Source organism: Gallibacterium faecale, assembly GCF_027920745.1.
Classification (GTDB): domain Bacteria; phylum Pseudomonadota; class Gammaproteobacteria; order Enterobacterales; family Pasteurellaceae; genus Gallibacterium; species Gallibacterium faecale.
In genome coordinates this window covers 62,668-78,011 of record NZ_JAQIBB010000046.1, presented here as the reverse complement: position 1 = coordinate 78,011, position 15,344 = coordinate 62,668, and the positions used below count along the sequence as shown (strand labels likewise).

The 15,344-nt window shown below is 36.3% G+C and carries 16 protein-coding genes and 2 pseudogenes; 11 read left to right on the top strand and 7 right to left on the bottom strand.

Annotated features, from left to right (window positions below):
- The 3 genes and pseudogenes from PF272_RS04215 to PF272_RS04205 form a co-directional block, all read left to right on the top strand.
- Positions 1-256: pseudogene (locus PF272_RS04215) on the top strand (enoyl-CoA hydratase); the annotation flags it as partial.
- A gap of 151 nt (positions 257-407) precedes the next feature.
- The gene (locus PF272_RS12965) at positions 408-542 is read left to right on the top strand and encodes a Com family DNA-binding transcriptional regulator (RefSeq protein ID WP_271141735.1); all 135 of its coding nucleotides are present in this window, start codon (positions 408-410) and stop codon (positions 540-542) included.
- Between the two features lie 58 nt (positions 543-600).
- Positions 601-1,449: a DNA adenine methylase gene (locus PF272_RS04205; RefSeq protein ID WP_271141734.1), complete on the top strand. Its 849-nt coding sequence runs from the start codon at positions 601-603 to the stop codon at positions 1,447-1,449.
- Positions 1,450-1,588: 139 nt separating this feature from the next.
- Here PF272_RS04205 and PF272_RS04200 read toward each other — a convergent pair whose 3' ends face one another.
- A complete protein-coding gene (locus PF272_RS04200; protein WP_271141733.1) occupies positions 1,589-2,392 on the bottom strand; it encodes a hypothetical protein in 804 nt (267 codons plus the stop codon).
- Between the two features lie 96 nt (positions 2,393-2,488).
- Here PF272_RS04200 and gloA point away from each other — a divergent pair, with 96 nt between their 5' ends.
- The 4 genes from gloA (at position 2,489) to PF272_RS04180 (ending at position 5,600) form a co-directional block, all read left to right on the top strand.
- A complete protein-coding gene (gene gloA, locus PF272_RS04195; protein ID WP_271141732.1) occupies positions 2,489-2,896 on the top strand; it encodes a lactoylglutathione lyase in 408 nt (135 codons plus the stop codon).
- Positions 2,897-2,987: 91 nt separating this feature from the next.
- Positions 2,988-3,677 carry a ribonuclease T gene (rnt, locus tag PF272_RS04190; RefSeq protein ID WP_271141731.1) on the top strand — a complete coding sequence of 230 codons (690 nt, stop codon included), beginning with the start codon at positions 2,988-2,990 and terminating at the stop codon, positions 3,675-3,677.
- Positions 3,678-3,729: 52 nt separating this feature from the next.
- Complete coding sequence (locus PF272_RS04185) at positions 3,730-5,088, top strand: Na+/H+ antiporter family protein (protein ID WP_065237152.1); 1,359 nt, start codon at positions 3,730-3,732, stop codon at positions 5,086-5,088.
- Positions 5,089-5,162: 74 nt separating this feature from the next.
- The gene (locus tag PF272_RS04180) at positions 5,163-5,600 is read left to right on the top strand and encodes a hypothetical protein (RefSeq protein WP_271141730.1); all 438 of its coding nucleotides are present in this window, start codon (positions 5,163-5,165) and stop codon (positions 5,598-5,600) included.
- 157 nt (positions 5,601-5,757) lie between these two features.
- Here the strand turns inward: PF272_RS04180 and PF272_RS04175 are convergent.
- Positions 5,758-6,818 (bottom strand): annotated as a pseudogene (locus tag PF272_RS04175) (NADH:flavin oxidoreductase/NADH oxidase).
- 293 nt (positions 6,819-7,111) lie between these two features.
- Between PF272_RS04175 and PF272_RS04170 the strand changes: the two are divergent.
- The 4 genes from PF272_RS04170 to aphA all read left to right on the top strand — a co-directional run bounded on the left by PF272_RS04170 (position 7,112) and on the right by aphA (position 12,120).
- Positions 7,112-8,146, top strand: a complete 1,035-nt coding sequence (locus PF272_RS04170; RefSeq protein WP_271141729.1) for an ABC transporter substrate-binding protein — start codon at positions 7,112-7,114, stop codon at positions 8,144-8,146.
- A gap of 119 nt (positions 8,147-8,265) precedes the next feature.
- The gene (locus tag PF272_RS04165) at positions 8,266-10,320 is read left to right on the top strand and encodes an ABC transporter permease (RefSeq protein ID WP_271141728.1); all 2,055 of its coding nucleotides are present in this window, start codon (positions 8,266-8,268) and stop codon (positions 10,318-10,320) included.
- A gap of 14 nt (positions 10,321-10,334) precedes the next feature.
- Positions 10,335-11,390: a ferric ABC transporter ATP-binding protein gene (gene fbpC / locus PF272_RS04160; protein ID WP_271141727.1), complete on the top strand. Its 1,056-nt coding sequence runs from the start codon at positions 10,335-10,337 to the stop codon at positions 11,388-11,390.
- A 16-nt stretch (positions 11,391-11,406) separates the two neighbouring features.
- A complete protein-coding gene (aphA, locus tag PF272_RS04155; protein WP_271141726.1) occupies positions 11,407-12,120 on the top strand; it encodes an acid phosphatase AphA in 714 nt (237 codons plus the stop codon).
- Here aphA and PF272_RS04150 read toward each other — a convergent pair.
- The 5 genes from PF272_RS04150 to tatA all read right to left on the bottom strand — a co-directional run bounded on the left by PF272_RS04150 (position 12,117) and on the right by tatA (position 15,318).
- Positions 12,117-12,665: a uracil-DNA glycosylase gene (locus PF272_RS04150; RefSeq protein ID WP_271141725.1), complete on the bottom strand. Its 549-nt coding sequence runs from the start codon at positions 12,663-12,665 to the stop codon at positions 12,117-12,119. The two genes, aphA and PF272_RS04150, sit on opposite strands and share 4 nt — an antisense overlap.
- A gap of 1 nt (position 12,666) precedes the next feature.
- The gene (gene hemB, locus PF272_RS04145; protein ID WP_271141724.1) at positions 12,667-13,683 is read right to left on the bottom strand and encodes a porphobilinogen synthase; all 1,017 of its coding nucleotides are present in this window, start codon (positions 13,681-13,683) and stop codon (positions 12,667-12,669) included.
- 107 nt (positions 13,684-13,790) lie between these two features.
- Positions 13,791-14,522 (bottom strand): twin-arginine translocase subunit TatC, encoded by a 732-nt coding sequence (tatC, locus tag PF272_RS04140; protein WP_065234812.1) that lies wholly within the window; start codon positions 14,520-14,522, stop codon positions 13,791-13,793.
- Positions 14,523-14,545: 23 nt separating this feature from the next.
- Complete coding sequence (gene tatB / locus PF272_RS04135; protein ID WP_271141723.1) at positions 14,546-15,085, bottom strand: Sec-independent protein translocase protein TatB; 540 nt, start codon at positions 15,083-15,085, stop codon at positions 14,546-14,548.
- A 2-nt stretch (positions 15,086-15,087) separates the two neighbouring features.
- Positions 15,088-15,318, bottom strand: a complete 231-nt coding sequence (tatA, locus tag PF272_RS04130) for a Sec-independent protein translocase subunit TatA (RefSeq protein WP_065234814.1) — start codon at positions 15,316-15,318, stop codon at positions 15,088-15,090.
- Between the last annotated feature and the right edge of the window lie 26 nt (positions 15,319-15,344).

Below are 15,344 nucleotides of genomic sequence, written 5' to 3'. Positions count from 1 at the left end.
TAATCTAGACGATGGAAAATGGGATTTAATTTTACTTAGCGGTGTGAGTGAATCACAAATTGTCTATTTTTATCAGCTTACCAAAGGGCGCAAATACGACTGGTTTGGCGCTTTAGGATTGATTTTTTTAATTCCAGAACGTCGTGATAAATATTTTTGTAGTGAGTGGTGTGCGAGGGCGATTAACTACGGTTGTGAAGGTTGGCGTTTTAGCCCAAGCCATCTGGCGACAATTTTCAGGAGGTCAAATATGTAGTATTTAGTAGGTAATTATTGGAAGAAGCGGCGATGTTGTAGAGATGTAGCTCTACAACAACAGCCTAAGCAGATGCACCTGCATAGACCCAAGACCGCCTGTCTGACCAGACGGCGGAATTTTAACAAAACCGCTAAACGTGAGAAAGTCTATGCAAAAAGAAATACAAGAAATTCGTTGCAAGTGCTGTAAAAAGCTACTAGCGCGCACAAAAGATAATCAATACTTAGAGATTAAATGTACTCGTTGTAAAACGTTAAATGTATTTAATCGTAACAAAAATTAATCAAACTTGAGTGTCGGAGCATCGAGAATGCCGGAACGCCATAACAGAGGTAAATGTTATGGCTACTCAATCAAATAAACATTTCACACAAGCGCCGCTGCCGTTCATTGGGCAGAAGCGTATGTTTTTAAATCAATTTAAATCTGTTTTAAACGACATTATTGTTAATGATGGAGAGGACTGGACGGTAGTCGATGCGTTTGGCGGCAGTGGGCTATTAAGTCATACAGCTAAACAACTCAAGCAGAAAGCTCGAGTTATCTATAATGATTTCGATGGTTATGCTGAGCGACTTAATCATATTGATGACATTAATCGCTTGCGCGCAATATTAAGTAAGTTGTTAGTTAATTATCCGAGGCAAAAGCGCTTAGATATCGCCACTCGCCACAAAGTAATTAATGCTATAGAGTCATTTGATAGCTACAAAGACCCGCATATTTTATGCTCATGGTTACTATTTTCAGGACAGCAGGTTAAATCGGTTAAAGAGTTATATCGACACGGCTTTTATAACTGTGTGCGACAAAGTGACTATGATGAAGCGGAGGGTTATTTAGAGGGGGTTGAGGTTGTAAATGAGAGTTTTAGTGAACTACTGCCAAAATTTTCAGCGGATAAAAAGGCAATATTTGTGCTTGACCCGCCATATTTATGTACACATCAAGAATCATATAAGCAAGATAGCTACTTCGATTTAATTAATTTCTTAGATTTAATTCGCTTAACGCGCCCGCCTTACATTTTCTTTTCGTCAACAAAGAGCGAGTTTGTACGCTTTGTGGATTGGTTAATTGCGACAAAAGGTGATAATTGGCAGTCATTTATTGATTACAAGCGCATAATTGTGCAGACATCGACAAGCTATTCAGGTAAATATGAAGATAATTTAGTCTATAAATCTTAGATTAGATAGGTTGTTTAAATGGCTTTTAAATGAGGTTTAAATTCAGATAATGCGAGAATTTTTTTCTCAAGTTATGTGGTTCAGTTTCTCAAATTTTGCGGCTTGCGACAATGATGGATCAGTCATATCAAGATAAAGTTTAGAAGAGTAAGAGAGGTGAAAAGCCGGCTAACAGAATAATAGAAACCAATGACCAATAATTAGTTTTTTTTCTTTTAATGATTGGGTAGCTCCAGATCGCAAGCAATAATAAATGAGCAATAAAATAACAAGAGAGGTGGAAAGGATCCCAAGCCATTGTATGGTGATCCAAATACATAATCACAAGGCTCACCATAGCCATTACACTGCTCGCCACTAGACCAATTAATGCGAAATAAGGTAATAAATCCATTAATCCATGTAAGCGATTTCGTGAAACTAATAATCCCCAATAAGCTAAACCAATCCCTAATACCATTTGTAATAATGGATTAAAAGTTAGACTGATCGTCATTTGAAATAAAAATACTGGAATGACGGCTAGTAATAATCCAATACAGCCAACAATTACGCCAAGCCATAATACACCACGTCTTAATTGCTCTTCTTTTGGCTGTTGCCACGTAGTCAAAGTTAAACCTGCACCACAACAATAAGCTAATCGAATTGGTAAATACACCTTAATTTGAAAACAAGTTATTAATAACCATCCTAACCAAAATATAAGAAAATAAAGATTCCAACGACTTAAACGACTACGCTGTCCATTACAAATTTCACCGCGCAAAAATATCACTTGGCAAATGAGCTGTGCTACTAATACTGCAATAGCAAAATGTGAAATGATCGATTCACCAAAAGGTTTTACTAATAATAGCCAATAATCGGCAACAAAAAGCAAAACAATCGGCAATAATGAAAGCACCGCTACCTTTGTTTTGGATTGATCATGATCTGACATAATAAAATTACCTTGAGAAAATTTGTGATTTATGTCACGTATTATGGCATAATCAATCGGTTTTTTCTTTAAATTTCATTTTTCGTTGGAGGAAATATGCGTTTATTACATACTATGTTACGTGTTGGTGATCTTGAACGTTCTATCAAATTCTATACCGAAATTTTAGGAATGCGTGTTTTACGCCGTAGCGAAAACCATGAGTACAAATATTCTCTCGCTTTTGTTGGTTATGATGATGAAGATAAAACAGCTGTAATTGAACTCACTTATAATTGGGGTGTAACTGAATATGATTTAGGTAGTGCATTTGGTCATATCGCTATCGGTGTAGATGATATTTATGCAACCTGTGATGCGGTACGTGCTGCCGGTGGAAAAGTTACCCGTGAACCAGGTCCAGTAAAAGGTGGTACTACTGTTATTGCATTTATTGAAGATCCAGATGGTTATAAAATTGAATTTATTGAAAACAAAAGTGCTAAAGATGGCTTAGGTCAATAATTTCATTTATAACACACTCTTTTATATTTCAGCTCACTCCTCTTTTTTGAGGAGTGAGTTATTTTAGAACAACTTTCATTTGGGATTGAATGTGAACCAACCAGCTACTAAACAAGAAACTGAAGTAATTAATTACCATTTACTTAAACACCGTTTTCGTGGTTATTTTCCCGTAATTATTGATGTAGAAACATCTGGTTTAAATCATCAAACAGATGGCTTGTTAGAATTAGCAGCTGTTACTGTGAAAATGGACGAACAGGGGATCTTATTGCCTGATGAAAAATGTCACTTTCAAATTCAACTTTTTGAAGGTGCCAACATTGATCCTAATTCATTAAAGATTAATGGTATCAATCCTCACGATCCTGAACGTCAAGCCATTGATGAATTAACTGCGCTAACTGAATTTTTTCAAATGGTACGTCGTGGACAAAAAGCCGCAGAATGTAAACGTTCAATCTTAGTTGCACATAATGCGATGTTTGACTATAACTTTTTGATGGCAGCAATCAATCGTACTGGAATTAAACGCAATCCATTTCATCCTTTTGCTACGTTCGATACTGCAACATTAGCAGGATTTATGTTTGGACAAACTGTATTGCGTACCGCTTGCGATACAGCCGGCATTCCCTTTGAACCAAGCAAAGCACATTCTGCGTTATACGATACAAAAAAAACCGCAGAATTATTCTGCTTAATGGTCAATAAACTAAAACAAGCAAATCTGTTTCCACCCTTGGCAATAGACGATAAAAATTGCTCGACAAATTCTTAATTTTTATAGATGATTTCCACTCTTTCATTACAACATTAAGGAACACAACATTATGTTATTTGGCAACGAAGTTGTTATCTCAATTCTCGTGTTGCTTGCGCTGAGTTTAATGCGCATCAACGTCGTTATTGCGCTAATTATTTCGGCATTAACTGCTGGATTAGTTGGTGGATTAGATCTCAATAAAACTGTCGCAGTTTTCACTGATGGTTTAGGCGGTGGCGCTTCTGTCGCGATGAATTATGCCGTATTGGGAGCATTTGCTATCGCAATTTCTAAATCTGGCGTAACTGATTTACTTGCGTATAAAGTTATTATGCGTTTAGGACATACGCCAAGTAATCGTACCCTCTTTTGGTTTAAATATTTTCTATTAGCGATTCTATTAGCTTTTGCGATTTCTTCACAAAACTTACTTCCTGTACATATCGCTTTTATTCCTATTGTCGTACCACCACTCCTTAGCATTCTCAATAAACTTAAAATTGACCGCCGTGCCGTAGCTTGCGTACTGACTTTTGGTTTAACTGCAACTTATATGTTATTACCTGTCGGTTTCGGAAAAATCTTTATTGAAAACGTATTAGTAAAAAATATTAATGAAGCAGGTGCACAATTTGGGCTACAAACTTCTACCGCTCAAGTTTCATTAGCGATGTTAATCCCTGTTATTGGGATGGTGATTGGTTTATTAACCGCAGTATTTATTAGTTATCGTAAACCAAGAGAATATATTGTTCATACTAACGAACCAACATCTGAAGATTTACAACAACGTATTGCTAATATTAAGCCATTCCACGTTTGGATCAGTGTTTTTGCAATTATTGCTGCTTTTACGTTACAACTTTTCACCGAATCAACTATTGTTGGTGGTTTAGTCGGTTTAATCATCTTTGCAGCAGGCGGGATTTTCAAACTAAAAGAAAGCAATGATGTTTTCCAACAAGGCTTACGTTTAATGGCGATGATTGGTTTTGTAATGATTGCTGCTTCTGGCTTTGCCAAAGTGATTAACGAAACAGGTGGAGTAACTGAACTTGTTCAATCCTTTAGCAATACTATTGGACCAGATAATAAAGGTTTAGCGGTCTTTTTAATGCTCTTAATTGGGTTATTTATCACTATGGGCATTGGTTCTTCTTTCTCAACTGTGCCAATTATTACTTCTATTTATGTGCCAATTTGTATTAGTTTTGGTTTCTCGCCTTTAGCTACTGCTTCAATTATTGGTGTATCCGCAGCACTAGGTGACGCAGGTTCTCCCGCTTCAGATTCAACCTTAGGTCCAACTTCTGGTTTAAATATGGACGGGAAACACGATCATATTTGGGATTCTGTGGTACCAACCTTTATTCACTATAATATTCCATTGTTAATCTTTGGTTGGATTGCTGCGATGGTGCTTTAATTAAAATAAGAAAAGAAAAATGAGCTATTTTAAATGGCTCATTTTTTTATCATCACTAAGCTACTTTAATACCTATGAAATGTTATAAAGTCATAATAGTGCTATTGGGGCTTATCATAGCTATATTTGGTGCCATATTCACTGGCTCAAATTATTTACGTTTCTATATTGAACCAAGTACAAAAACCTTAGCTTATACCAATAAAGTTGAAGTTGAGAAATGTGGAAAATGGAAAAGATTAAATTGTTACTATGCTGATTTGATCTATCAGGCAAATGGAGAAGTATTTATTACAAAACACACATTCTTAGCTGATTGGCAAGCAAAAATCTTAAGAGAGGGAAAAGGTATGGAAATCACTTATCTGGTCAATCAACCTACTATCATCATTCATGATGGCAAATCAGATAAACAAGATTTTTGGTTCTTTACTAGCCTAATATTCTGTTGTCTATATATTTTAATTGTGTATGTCTATCGTAAGTGGAAAAAACTCAAATCACCAGCATAATCTCATCTCAAAATATACAATACCTTCATCTCAATTATGCTTCACCATAGCATCTATTCATATAAATCTCTCTTTTACTTTTGTTACTTCTGTCTATGTTCAAAAATACTTTGGTGAAAAAATGTCGGATACAAATGTATCCGACCTAGATTCATAACTATGCAAAACCACGTTGATATTGACGAGGAATATCATTAATTGGTGTACTATCACTTGCATTTTGCTCATATTGTGCATTTAACACCCAATAAGGATCACGCAATAAACCACGTCCTACGGCAACAAGATCCGCATCACCATTACCAATCACAAAATCAGCTAATCCTGGATTATCTAACATCCCCACTGCGATAACTGGTAAGCCAGTAGCATCTTTCACTTTACGCGCTAAATAGACTTGATATCCTGCTGCAAATGGTGGGTGTTTTCCTTCAACCAATGCACCATTACCGCCACCACTTACATGAATCATATCCACACCAGCAGCAGCGAATCGTTTAGCCACTTCAACTCCATAATCACTATCAAAGCCATTCGCAGAATATTCTTGTGCTGAAATACGAATGACTAATGGCATTTCTGCCGGCATAACCGCTTTTGCTGCTTTAATCACTTGTTCACCAAATAACATTCTGTCTTTTCCGTATTCATCTTGGCGTTGATTTGATTTTGGTGAATAAAACTGATGAATTAAATAGCCATGTGCACCATGTAATTCAATTAAATCAAAACCAGCTTCCACTGCTCTTTTTACAGAATCTTGGAAAGCCTGAATAACTTGTTGAATTTCTTCTTTTGTAAGTTCTCTTGGTGTTTTTAAATTTTGTCCAGGATAATCTAAATCACCATAATGAATTGCAGATGGTGCAACTACATCATCACAATCTTGTGCTTTACGTCCAGCATGACCTATTTGAATTCCGATTTTTGCACCATATGAATGTACTACATCCACAATACGTTTAAAGGCATCGCGTTGTTGACATTCCACAAGCCTAAACAATTAGGTGTAATACGTCCATTTGGCGCAACATTTGTCATCTCAACAATAATTAATCCTACACCACCAACCGCTCGTGATGCATAATGTACTAAATGCCAATCACTAGGTACGCCATCTACTGCACTATATTGGCACATTGGTGGCATAACAATACGATTGCGTAATGTAAGATTTTTAATTGAGAACGGTTGAGTAAAATAACGAAACTTTGCCATAATTCTCTCCTATATAATAAGCAAATTAATAACGTGCGTTATTATATAATAAGAAACTAATTTAACATTAATCATCTTTCTTTATCGTTATAATTGTTTTTATATATGGATTTTCGTTACACTCTAAATTACCTTCGGAAAAGAAAAAATATAACGTTTTTTTGGTTATTTTTTTAGCTAATCTATTCATTTCATCCATTTATTTTTTATTTTTGTGAATCTATTCACATTTATTTGCAGAGAGTTTTTTTATAATCCATCGGTATTTTTACCTACATTAAGGAGTAATGATTATGCGTTTATCTACTTCATTAAAACTTTCTGCAGTTGCAGTGAGTGCTGTGTTATTAGCTTCAACCGCTCAAGCAGCTGGTCGTCTTGTTGTTTACTGTAGTGCGACTAATGAATTATGTGAAACAGAAACTCAAGCGTTTTCTAAAAAATATGATGTAAAAACCTCTTTCATTCGTAACGGTTCTGGTAGTACTTTTGCAAAAGTAGAAGCAGAAAAAAATAACCCACAAGCTGATGTTTGGTATGGTGGTACATTTGATCCTCAATCTCAAGCTGGCGAATTAGGGTTATTACAACCTTATCAATCACCAAATCTTTCTCAAATCGTAGAAAAATTCCGTGACCCAGGCAAAATTAAAGGTAATTTATCATCTGCTATCTATATGGGTATTTTAGGTTTTGGCGTAAATACTGAACGCTTAGCAAAACTTGGTATTAAAGAAGTACCTAAATGTTGGAGCGATTTATTAGATCCTCGTCTTAAAGGAGAAATTCAAATCGCTGACCCACAAAGTTCTGGTACCGCTTATACTGCTATCGCAACTTTCGTTCAATTATTGGGCGAACCAAAAGCCTTTGATTATTTCAAATCTTTAGATAAAAACATTTCTCAATATACTAAATCAGGTATTACACCATCTCGTAATGCTGCACGTGGAGAAGCAACTATTGGTATCGGATTCTTACACGATTATGCCTTAGAAAAAGAAAAAGGTGCACCATTAGCGCTTATCGTGCCTTGCGAAGGTACTGGTTATGAACTTGGTGGTGTAAGTATCTTGAAAGGTGCAAGAAACTTAGATAATGCAAAACTCTTTGTTGACTGGGTATTATCTAAAGAAGGTCAAGAGTTGGCATGGAAGAAAGGTCAATCTTTACAAACCTTAACCAATACTACTGCTGAACAATCACCAAATGCTTTCGATCCAACCAAACTTAATCTAATCAATTATGATTTTGAAAAATATGGTTCTAGTGATGAAAGAAAACGTCTAATTGATAAATGGGTCAATGACGTTAAATTGAATAAATAAAAGGTAAATCAATAAAATAGCTATGAATTTTTCTTATCATAGCTATTTTTACCCATTTACTTATTTTCCTAACTTAATAGGGAATCTCTATATTCCCTATTTCTATTTTGAGAGGTTGTATGAACTCAACAAAATTTTCAATAAATACCACCACAACCTGGATTTTACTTAGCCTAATTGCTTTTATTGTATTGCCAACCTTTGCGTTAGATTATGGTCTTTTAGAATCAACAGCAGATGAATTTCTTGCTGCAATGGGTTGGCACTCATTTAACCTTAGCTGGTTTTGGTTTGGCTCTTTGATTATTTTTTGGCTTTTGCCACGTTTAGGCTTATCAACTGAAATAGAAGCTAAAACAGAATTAGCTGTTATTTGCTTAATTGGCTTATTTACGTTCTTTTCAGCCAATATTTATCATCTTAGTTTAGGCTACTCTATTATTGTCATGGTAATTACCTTGACTGCTTTAGCCACCAATGCCCTTGCTGCATTAAAAATTATGCAAAGTGATAAATTTATCATTGCTTCTTTACTCAGCATTATTTTGCTTATTTTCTTCTTTATTGTTTATCCAACACTCGCTATCTTTGTATCTATGTTCTATGATGGCGATCAATTTAAGCCAGCACAAATCATTGATATTGTTGGACAATCTTATATTATTCGAGTTATTGCAAACTCAGTGTGGTTGTCTGCTTTTGTTGGTTTTATCTCTACTGTATTCGGTTTAGCCTTTGCACTTTACACCACAAGAATTGCTAGACGTACCGCCTTTATTGGTAAGATTTTCTCTATTCTTCCTATTGTTACACCACCGTTTGTCGTCGGTTTAGGGGTAACCTTAATGCTTGGTCGTTCTGGCTATTTAACTGAATTTTTAGTAGAACATTTTGGTTTTACTAATACCAACTGGCTTTATGGTTTTAATGGGATTGCTATCGCACAAATTCTTGCGTTTACCCCATTAGCTTTTATGATTTTGGAAGGATCATTAAAATCCGTTCATCCCTCTATTGAAGAAGCATCTTATACATTAAGAGCCAACCGCTATCAAACCTTCTTTCAAGTAATTTTCCCATTACTAAAACCAGCTTTAGCAAATGCGTTCTTATTAGTATTTATTCAATCTTTGGCTGACTTTAGTAATCCATTAGTACTTGGCGGAAGCTTTGACGTGATTGCTACCCAAATCTATTTCTATATTGCTGGTTCACAATTAAATTATGCTTCAGCAAGTACCTTGGGTACGATTCTTTTACTTTTCTCTTTAGGTATTTTTATTATCCAATATATTTGGATTGGTAACCGTTCTTACGTCACCGTATCAGGTAAATCTTATCGTGGTGATGTTCAAGATTTACCTGCTGGTCTAAAAAATGCCATTATTGCCCTATTAGCAATTTGGGTTATCTTTAACGCAACGCTTTACGGTAGTATTTTCTACGGTAGCTTCACTGTGAACTGGGGTGTTGATTACACCTTAACCTTAGAGAATTACGCCTCTCTATTCGGACAAGGTTTCAGCGATGGTGCTTGGCCATCATTAATCAATACCATTATTTATGCCGGTATTGCTGCTCCTGTTACAGCACTCTTTGGTTTATTAATTGCATATATCGTTGTACGAAAAGATTTTGCTGGTAAAAAAACACTAGAGTTCTTAACAATGCTCTGCTTTGCTGTTCCAGGTACTGTTGCTGGGGTTTCCTATATTCTCGCATTCAATGATGCACCGTTCTACATTACAGGTACGGGCATTATTATCATTATCTCTATGGTAATGCGTGATCTCCCTATCGGTATGCGTGCAGCAATCGCCGGTTTAGGGCAATTAGACAAATCTTTAGATGAAGCATCACTTTCTTTAAAAGGTAGTTCTTGGAAGACATTACTATATGTCACCTTACCTTTATTAAAACCCGCTTTATTGTCAGCATTAATTACTAGTTTCGTTCGTGCAATGACAACAGTAAGTGCAATCGTATTCTTGGTTACCGCCGATACCCGTGTGGCAACAGCGTATATCCTAAATCGTGTTGAAGATGGTGAATATGGTATTGCTATTGCTTATGGTTCATTACTGATTGTGGTGATGATGGCGATTATTCTTTTCTTTGACTGGTTAGTGGGCGATACCCGTATCTCTCGTTCAAAAGCTAAACAGATGATTTAAATTGAGGTTGTTTTATGAATAACGATAATAACTTTCTTGTATTAAAAAATGTCACTAAACGTTTTGGTAAATCTGTTGTGATCGATGATCTCAGTTTAACTATCAAACGAGGTACCATGACAACATTATTAGGGCCTTCTGGTTGCGGTAAAACTACTATTCTCCGTCTTGTTTCTGGTCTAGAACGTCCAACAACAGGCCAGATCTTTATTGATGGTGAAGATGTGACAAAATCATCTATTCAAAGCCGTGATATTTGTATTGTTTTCCAATCCTATGCCCTCTTCCCACATATGTCGATTGCCGATAATGTTGGTTATGGCTTAAAAATGTTAGGCGTTGCTCCCGAAGAGCGTAAACAACGCGTTGAAGAAGCACTAGAATTAGTTGACTTGGCAGGCTTTGGTGATCGTTATGTTGATCAAATTTCGGGTGGGCAACAACAACGTGTTGCTTTAGCTCGGGCTTTAGTCTTAAAACCTAAAGTATTGTTATTTGATGAACCTTTAAGTAACTTAGATGCAAACTTGCGTCGTAGTATGCGTGAAAAGATTCGTGAATTGCAGCAAAAATTTAGTATTACTTCACTTTACGTTACCCATGACCAAAGTGAAGCTTTTGCGGTTTCTGATGAAGTTATCGTTATGAATAAAGGAAAAATTATGCAAAAAGCACCTGCAAAAGTGCTTTACCAACGTCCAAATTCTCTTTTCCTTGCTAAATTCATGGGAGAAGCCAGTATCTTAAATGGTAGCCTACAAGGCAACCAAGTGACAATCAATGGATATACATTATCCCTTGAACAAGCTGCTGACTTTAATGTACCAGATGGAGAATGTCTGGTAGGTATTCGTCCTGAAGCAATAATGCTAACCGAACAAGGTTCGCCTGAAACTCGCTGTCAAATTAAATCAGCCGTTTATATGGGTAACCATTGGGAAATTATTATTACTTGGGGTAACGATGAGTTACTTGTTAATCTTGCACCTGAACATTTTAATGCACAAACTAAAGAGGCATATCTTCAGTTCGCAAGCACAGGTATTTTCTTATTAAACAAACAACAATAATCATTAAGGAGTTGTAATGATGTCTATAACATGGAAGAAACTTTCACTTGCTGTATTACTTGCTTCAACAGCAGTAACCGTTTCTGCGGCAAAAGTCGAACCTTATACAGAACCAGGTACAAATGCACGTGAAATGTTGCAACAAGCACCAATTCATTGGGTATCAATCGAACAAATCAAAAAAAGCTTGGAAGGAAAAGGGCCGATTAATGTTAGCTTTGATATCGATGATACCGTGTTATTTTCTAGCCCTTGCTTCTATTATGGCCAACAAAAATATTCACCAAATGGCTTTGAATATTTGAAAAAACAAGAATTTTGGGATGAAGTTAATGCAGGTTGCGATAAATATTCTATTCCAAAAGAAGCGGCTAAAGAGTTGATTAAGATGCACCAAGAACGTGGTGACAGTGTTTACTTTATTACTGGTAGAACAGCAGGTAAAGTTGATGGCGTAACACCAATTCTAGAAAAAGCACTTGGCGTTAAAAATATGCACCCAGTTGATTTTATGGGTGATCGTCCACGCAAAACAAAATACAACAAAACACCAGCTATCTTAGCTCATAAAATCAGTATTCATTATGGTGATAGTGATGATGATGTGTTAGCAGCAAAAGAAGCAGGAATTCGTGGTATTCGTATTATGCGTGCCCCAAATTCTACTTATTTACCAATGCCAACACTCGGTGGCTATGGTGAAGAAGTATTAATTAACTCAAGTTATTAATCTAACTCATTCCATACTTCGCCCAATGTAAGAAAATCTTGTTTCAACATTGGGCGAATTTTTCCATTATGCATTGCCGCTGCTGGGTGATACACTGGCAATAATAAAAAAGATTGCTCTTGTTTAGTTAGAGATAATAATTGCCCATGTACTTCACTAAGTTTTAGATCAGGCAAGAATACCGATAAAGCAATGCGTCCAAAAGGCACAATAATTTTTGGCTGTACTAACCTTATCTCTGCCTGTAACCAATCTGCAAAAGCGGCTATTTCCCGTTGATTAGGATCTCGCTTTTCTGGGCGAAATTTAACTACATTCGTTAAATAAATATTCTCTCTAACTAAACCGATTGAATTCAGCATCTGATCAAAAAACTTACCGCTTGTACTAGCAAAAGGTCCTCGCTCCCACTCATCTTTACCCGGCGCATCACCGATAAACATAATTTCTGCTTGTGGATTGCCCCACCCAGATACCAGTTGATATTGTGGAAACTGTTGCTGTAAAGTTGCTCGCTGTTGTTCAATGCTGAATTCGTTCGTCATATTATTTCTGTTCTTCAGCTAACCATTGTGCAACGCGTTTCGCAAAATAGGTTAAGATACCATCGGCTCCAGCACGTTTAAAACACAATAAGCTTTCCATAATACTTTCTTTTTCTTTTAACCAACCGTTCTGAATAGCAGCCATTTGCATTGCATACTCACCTGATACTTGATAAGAAAATGTCGGTACACCAAAGTGTTGTTTAACTCGCCATACCATATCTAAATATGGCATCCCTGGTTTTACCATCACCATATCTGCACCTTCTTGCAAATCTAAACCAACTTCTTGCAAACCTTCATCACTATTGGCTGGATCAAGTTGATAAGTAAATTTGTTGCCACCTTTTAAGTTAGATGATGAGCCCACTGCATCACGGAATGGACCATAGAAGCAAGACGCATATTTTGCAGAATACGCCATAATCAACGTATTAATAAAACCTTTTTCTTCAAGTGCTGCACGAATAGCACCAATACGACCATCCATCATATCACTTGGTGCAACAACATCAGCACCAGCCTCCGCATGAGAAACAGCCTGTTTCACCAATACTTCGGTTGTAATATCATTTAATACATAACCTGTTTCATCAATAATGCCATCTTGACCATGGGTAGTGAATGGATCTAATGCCACATCAGTCATTACTCCTAAATCAGGATAAGCTTGCTTTAAGGCACGTACTGCACGCTGTGCTAAGCCTTGTGGATTATAAGCTTCTTCTGCCATTAGTGACTTCTTCTCTTGCGGTACTACTGGGAATAAAGCAATCATTGGAACGCCATATTTTACTAATTCACCTGCTTCAATCAGTAATTGATCGATAGTTAAACGTTCCACTCCCGGCATTGATGGTACTGCCTCACGATGATTTTCACCTTCGATCACAAATACTGGATAGATTAAATCATCTACACTTAATTTATTTTCTGCCATTAAACGACGACTAAAATCCTGTTTACGCATTCTACGCATACGACGTACAGGGAATGCTGAAAAAATTTGTTGAGTCATCACAACCTTCCTTATTTAATAATTGTTCTACAAAATTATTCTTTACTGATAATGGCATAACCGCCAAACAAGTTGGCGGTTATCCAAAAATGAATCAAAATAATTGACTACTCTTCTTCTTTCGGTTGATAGAATCGAGCAAAGAATACGCCGACCTCAAATAAGAGGTACATAGGTACTGCAAGTAATGTTTGAGAAAAGACATCTGGTGGTGTTAATAACATCCCGATGACAAACGCACCAACTAAGATATAAGGGCGTTTTTCTTTTAAGCTAGCTACGCTAACGACACCACTCCAGCATAATAAAATAATCGCTACGGGTACTTCAAAACAGATCCCAAAAGCTAAAAATAGGGTTAATACAAAATCTAAATAGCTGCTAATATCCGTTGCAATCGCAACACTTTCTGGTGCAGTTTTGGTTAAAAATGAAAACACCAAAGGGAATACAACATAGTAAGCAAAGGCAACACCAATATAAAACAATAAGGTACTAGATACTAATAATGGATAAATTAAACGTTTTTCGTGCTTATATAATGCCGGGGCGATAAATGCCCACACTTGATACAAGATATAAGGCACAGACAAAAAGATTGCTGTAATTGCGGTTAATTTAATTGGTGTAAAAAATGGTGCAACAATATTAGTTGCAATCATTGTTGAGTTATTTGGTAATTCCTTAATTAAAGGCTCAGAAACAATGTGGTAAATATCATTAGCAAAATAAACTAATGCAATAAACACAATCAATACACAAATAAAACTTTTTAAAATGCGATTGCGTAACTCAACTAAATGGGTAATTAGCGGTTGAGATTCATCAACACTCGGCATAGCCTTCCCTCATTGAACGACAATTATGAATCTTTTTTCTCTTTGTTGGTAATATTTGCTTGCTCAGCACTGGTCATTGGATCATAAGTAGCTAAATCATCACTATGCTGTTCTAAAATCAACTTTTCTTCATCAATTTCAGCTAATTCCGCTTGCTCATCAGGCAATACTTCCGTTGCTGATTGTTCATTAGCTGTTTGAGAAGCTGAAGACCCTGATTCAACAGATGATTTTAACTGTTCAACCGTTTGATTTGCTGCTTGTGTTTGTTGATCCAACTGCTGTTGCATTTTCGCTGCTGACGCTTTTAACTCTTCGACCGTTTTGCTTAACTCAGGGGAAAGAGATGATAGATTAAGATGTTCAGCTTTTTTGATGCTTTCTTGCAGCTCTTGTAGTTTTAATTCTTGTGCCAGCTCTGATTGTACATTATTCGCTAGATTGCGGAGTGTACGAATCCAACTGACTACGGTACGAATAGCCACAGGCAAACGCTGTGGCCCCAATACAACTAAACCGATGACAAAAATCAGAACAAGTTCTGAAAAACCTATATCAAACACAGTTATGCCTGCTCTTTATCTTTGCTTTTTGCTGTTTCGCTAGTCGAGCTGGTTTGTGATTCAATAGATTTCTTAAATTCAGCATCTTTTTCATTATCATCACTCATTGCTTTTTTAAAGCCTTTGACTGATTCACCAAGATCTGAACCTAATGTTTTTAATTTCTTTGTTCCGAAAAGTAATACAACAATTAATACGATAATCAACAGTTGCCAAATACTAATTCCACCCATAATAATACCTCGATAAGTAAAAAAAT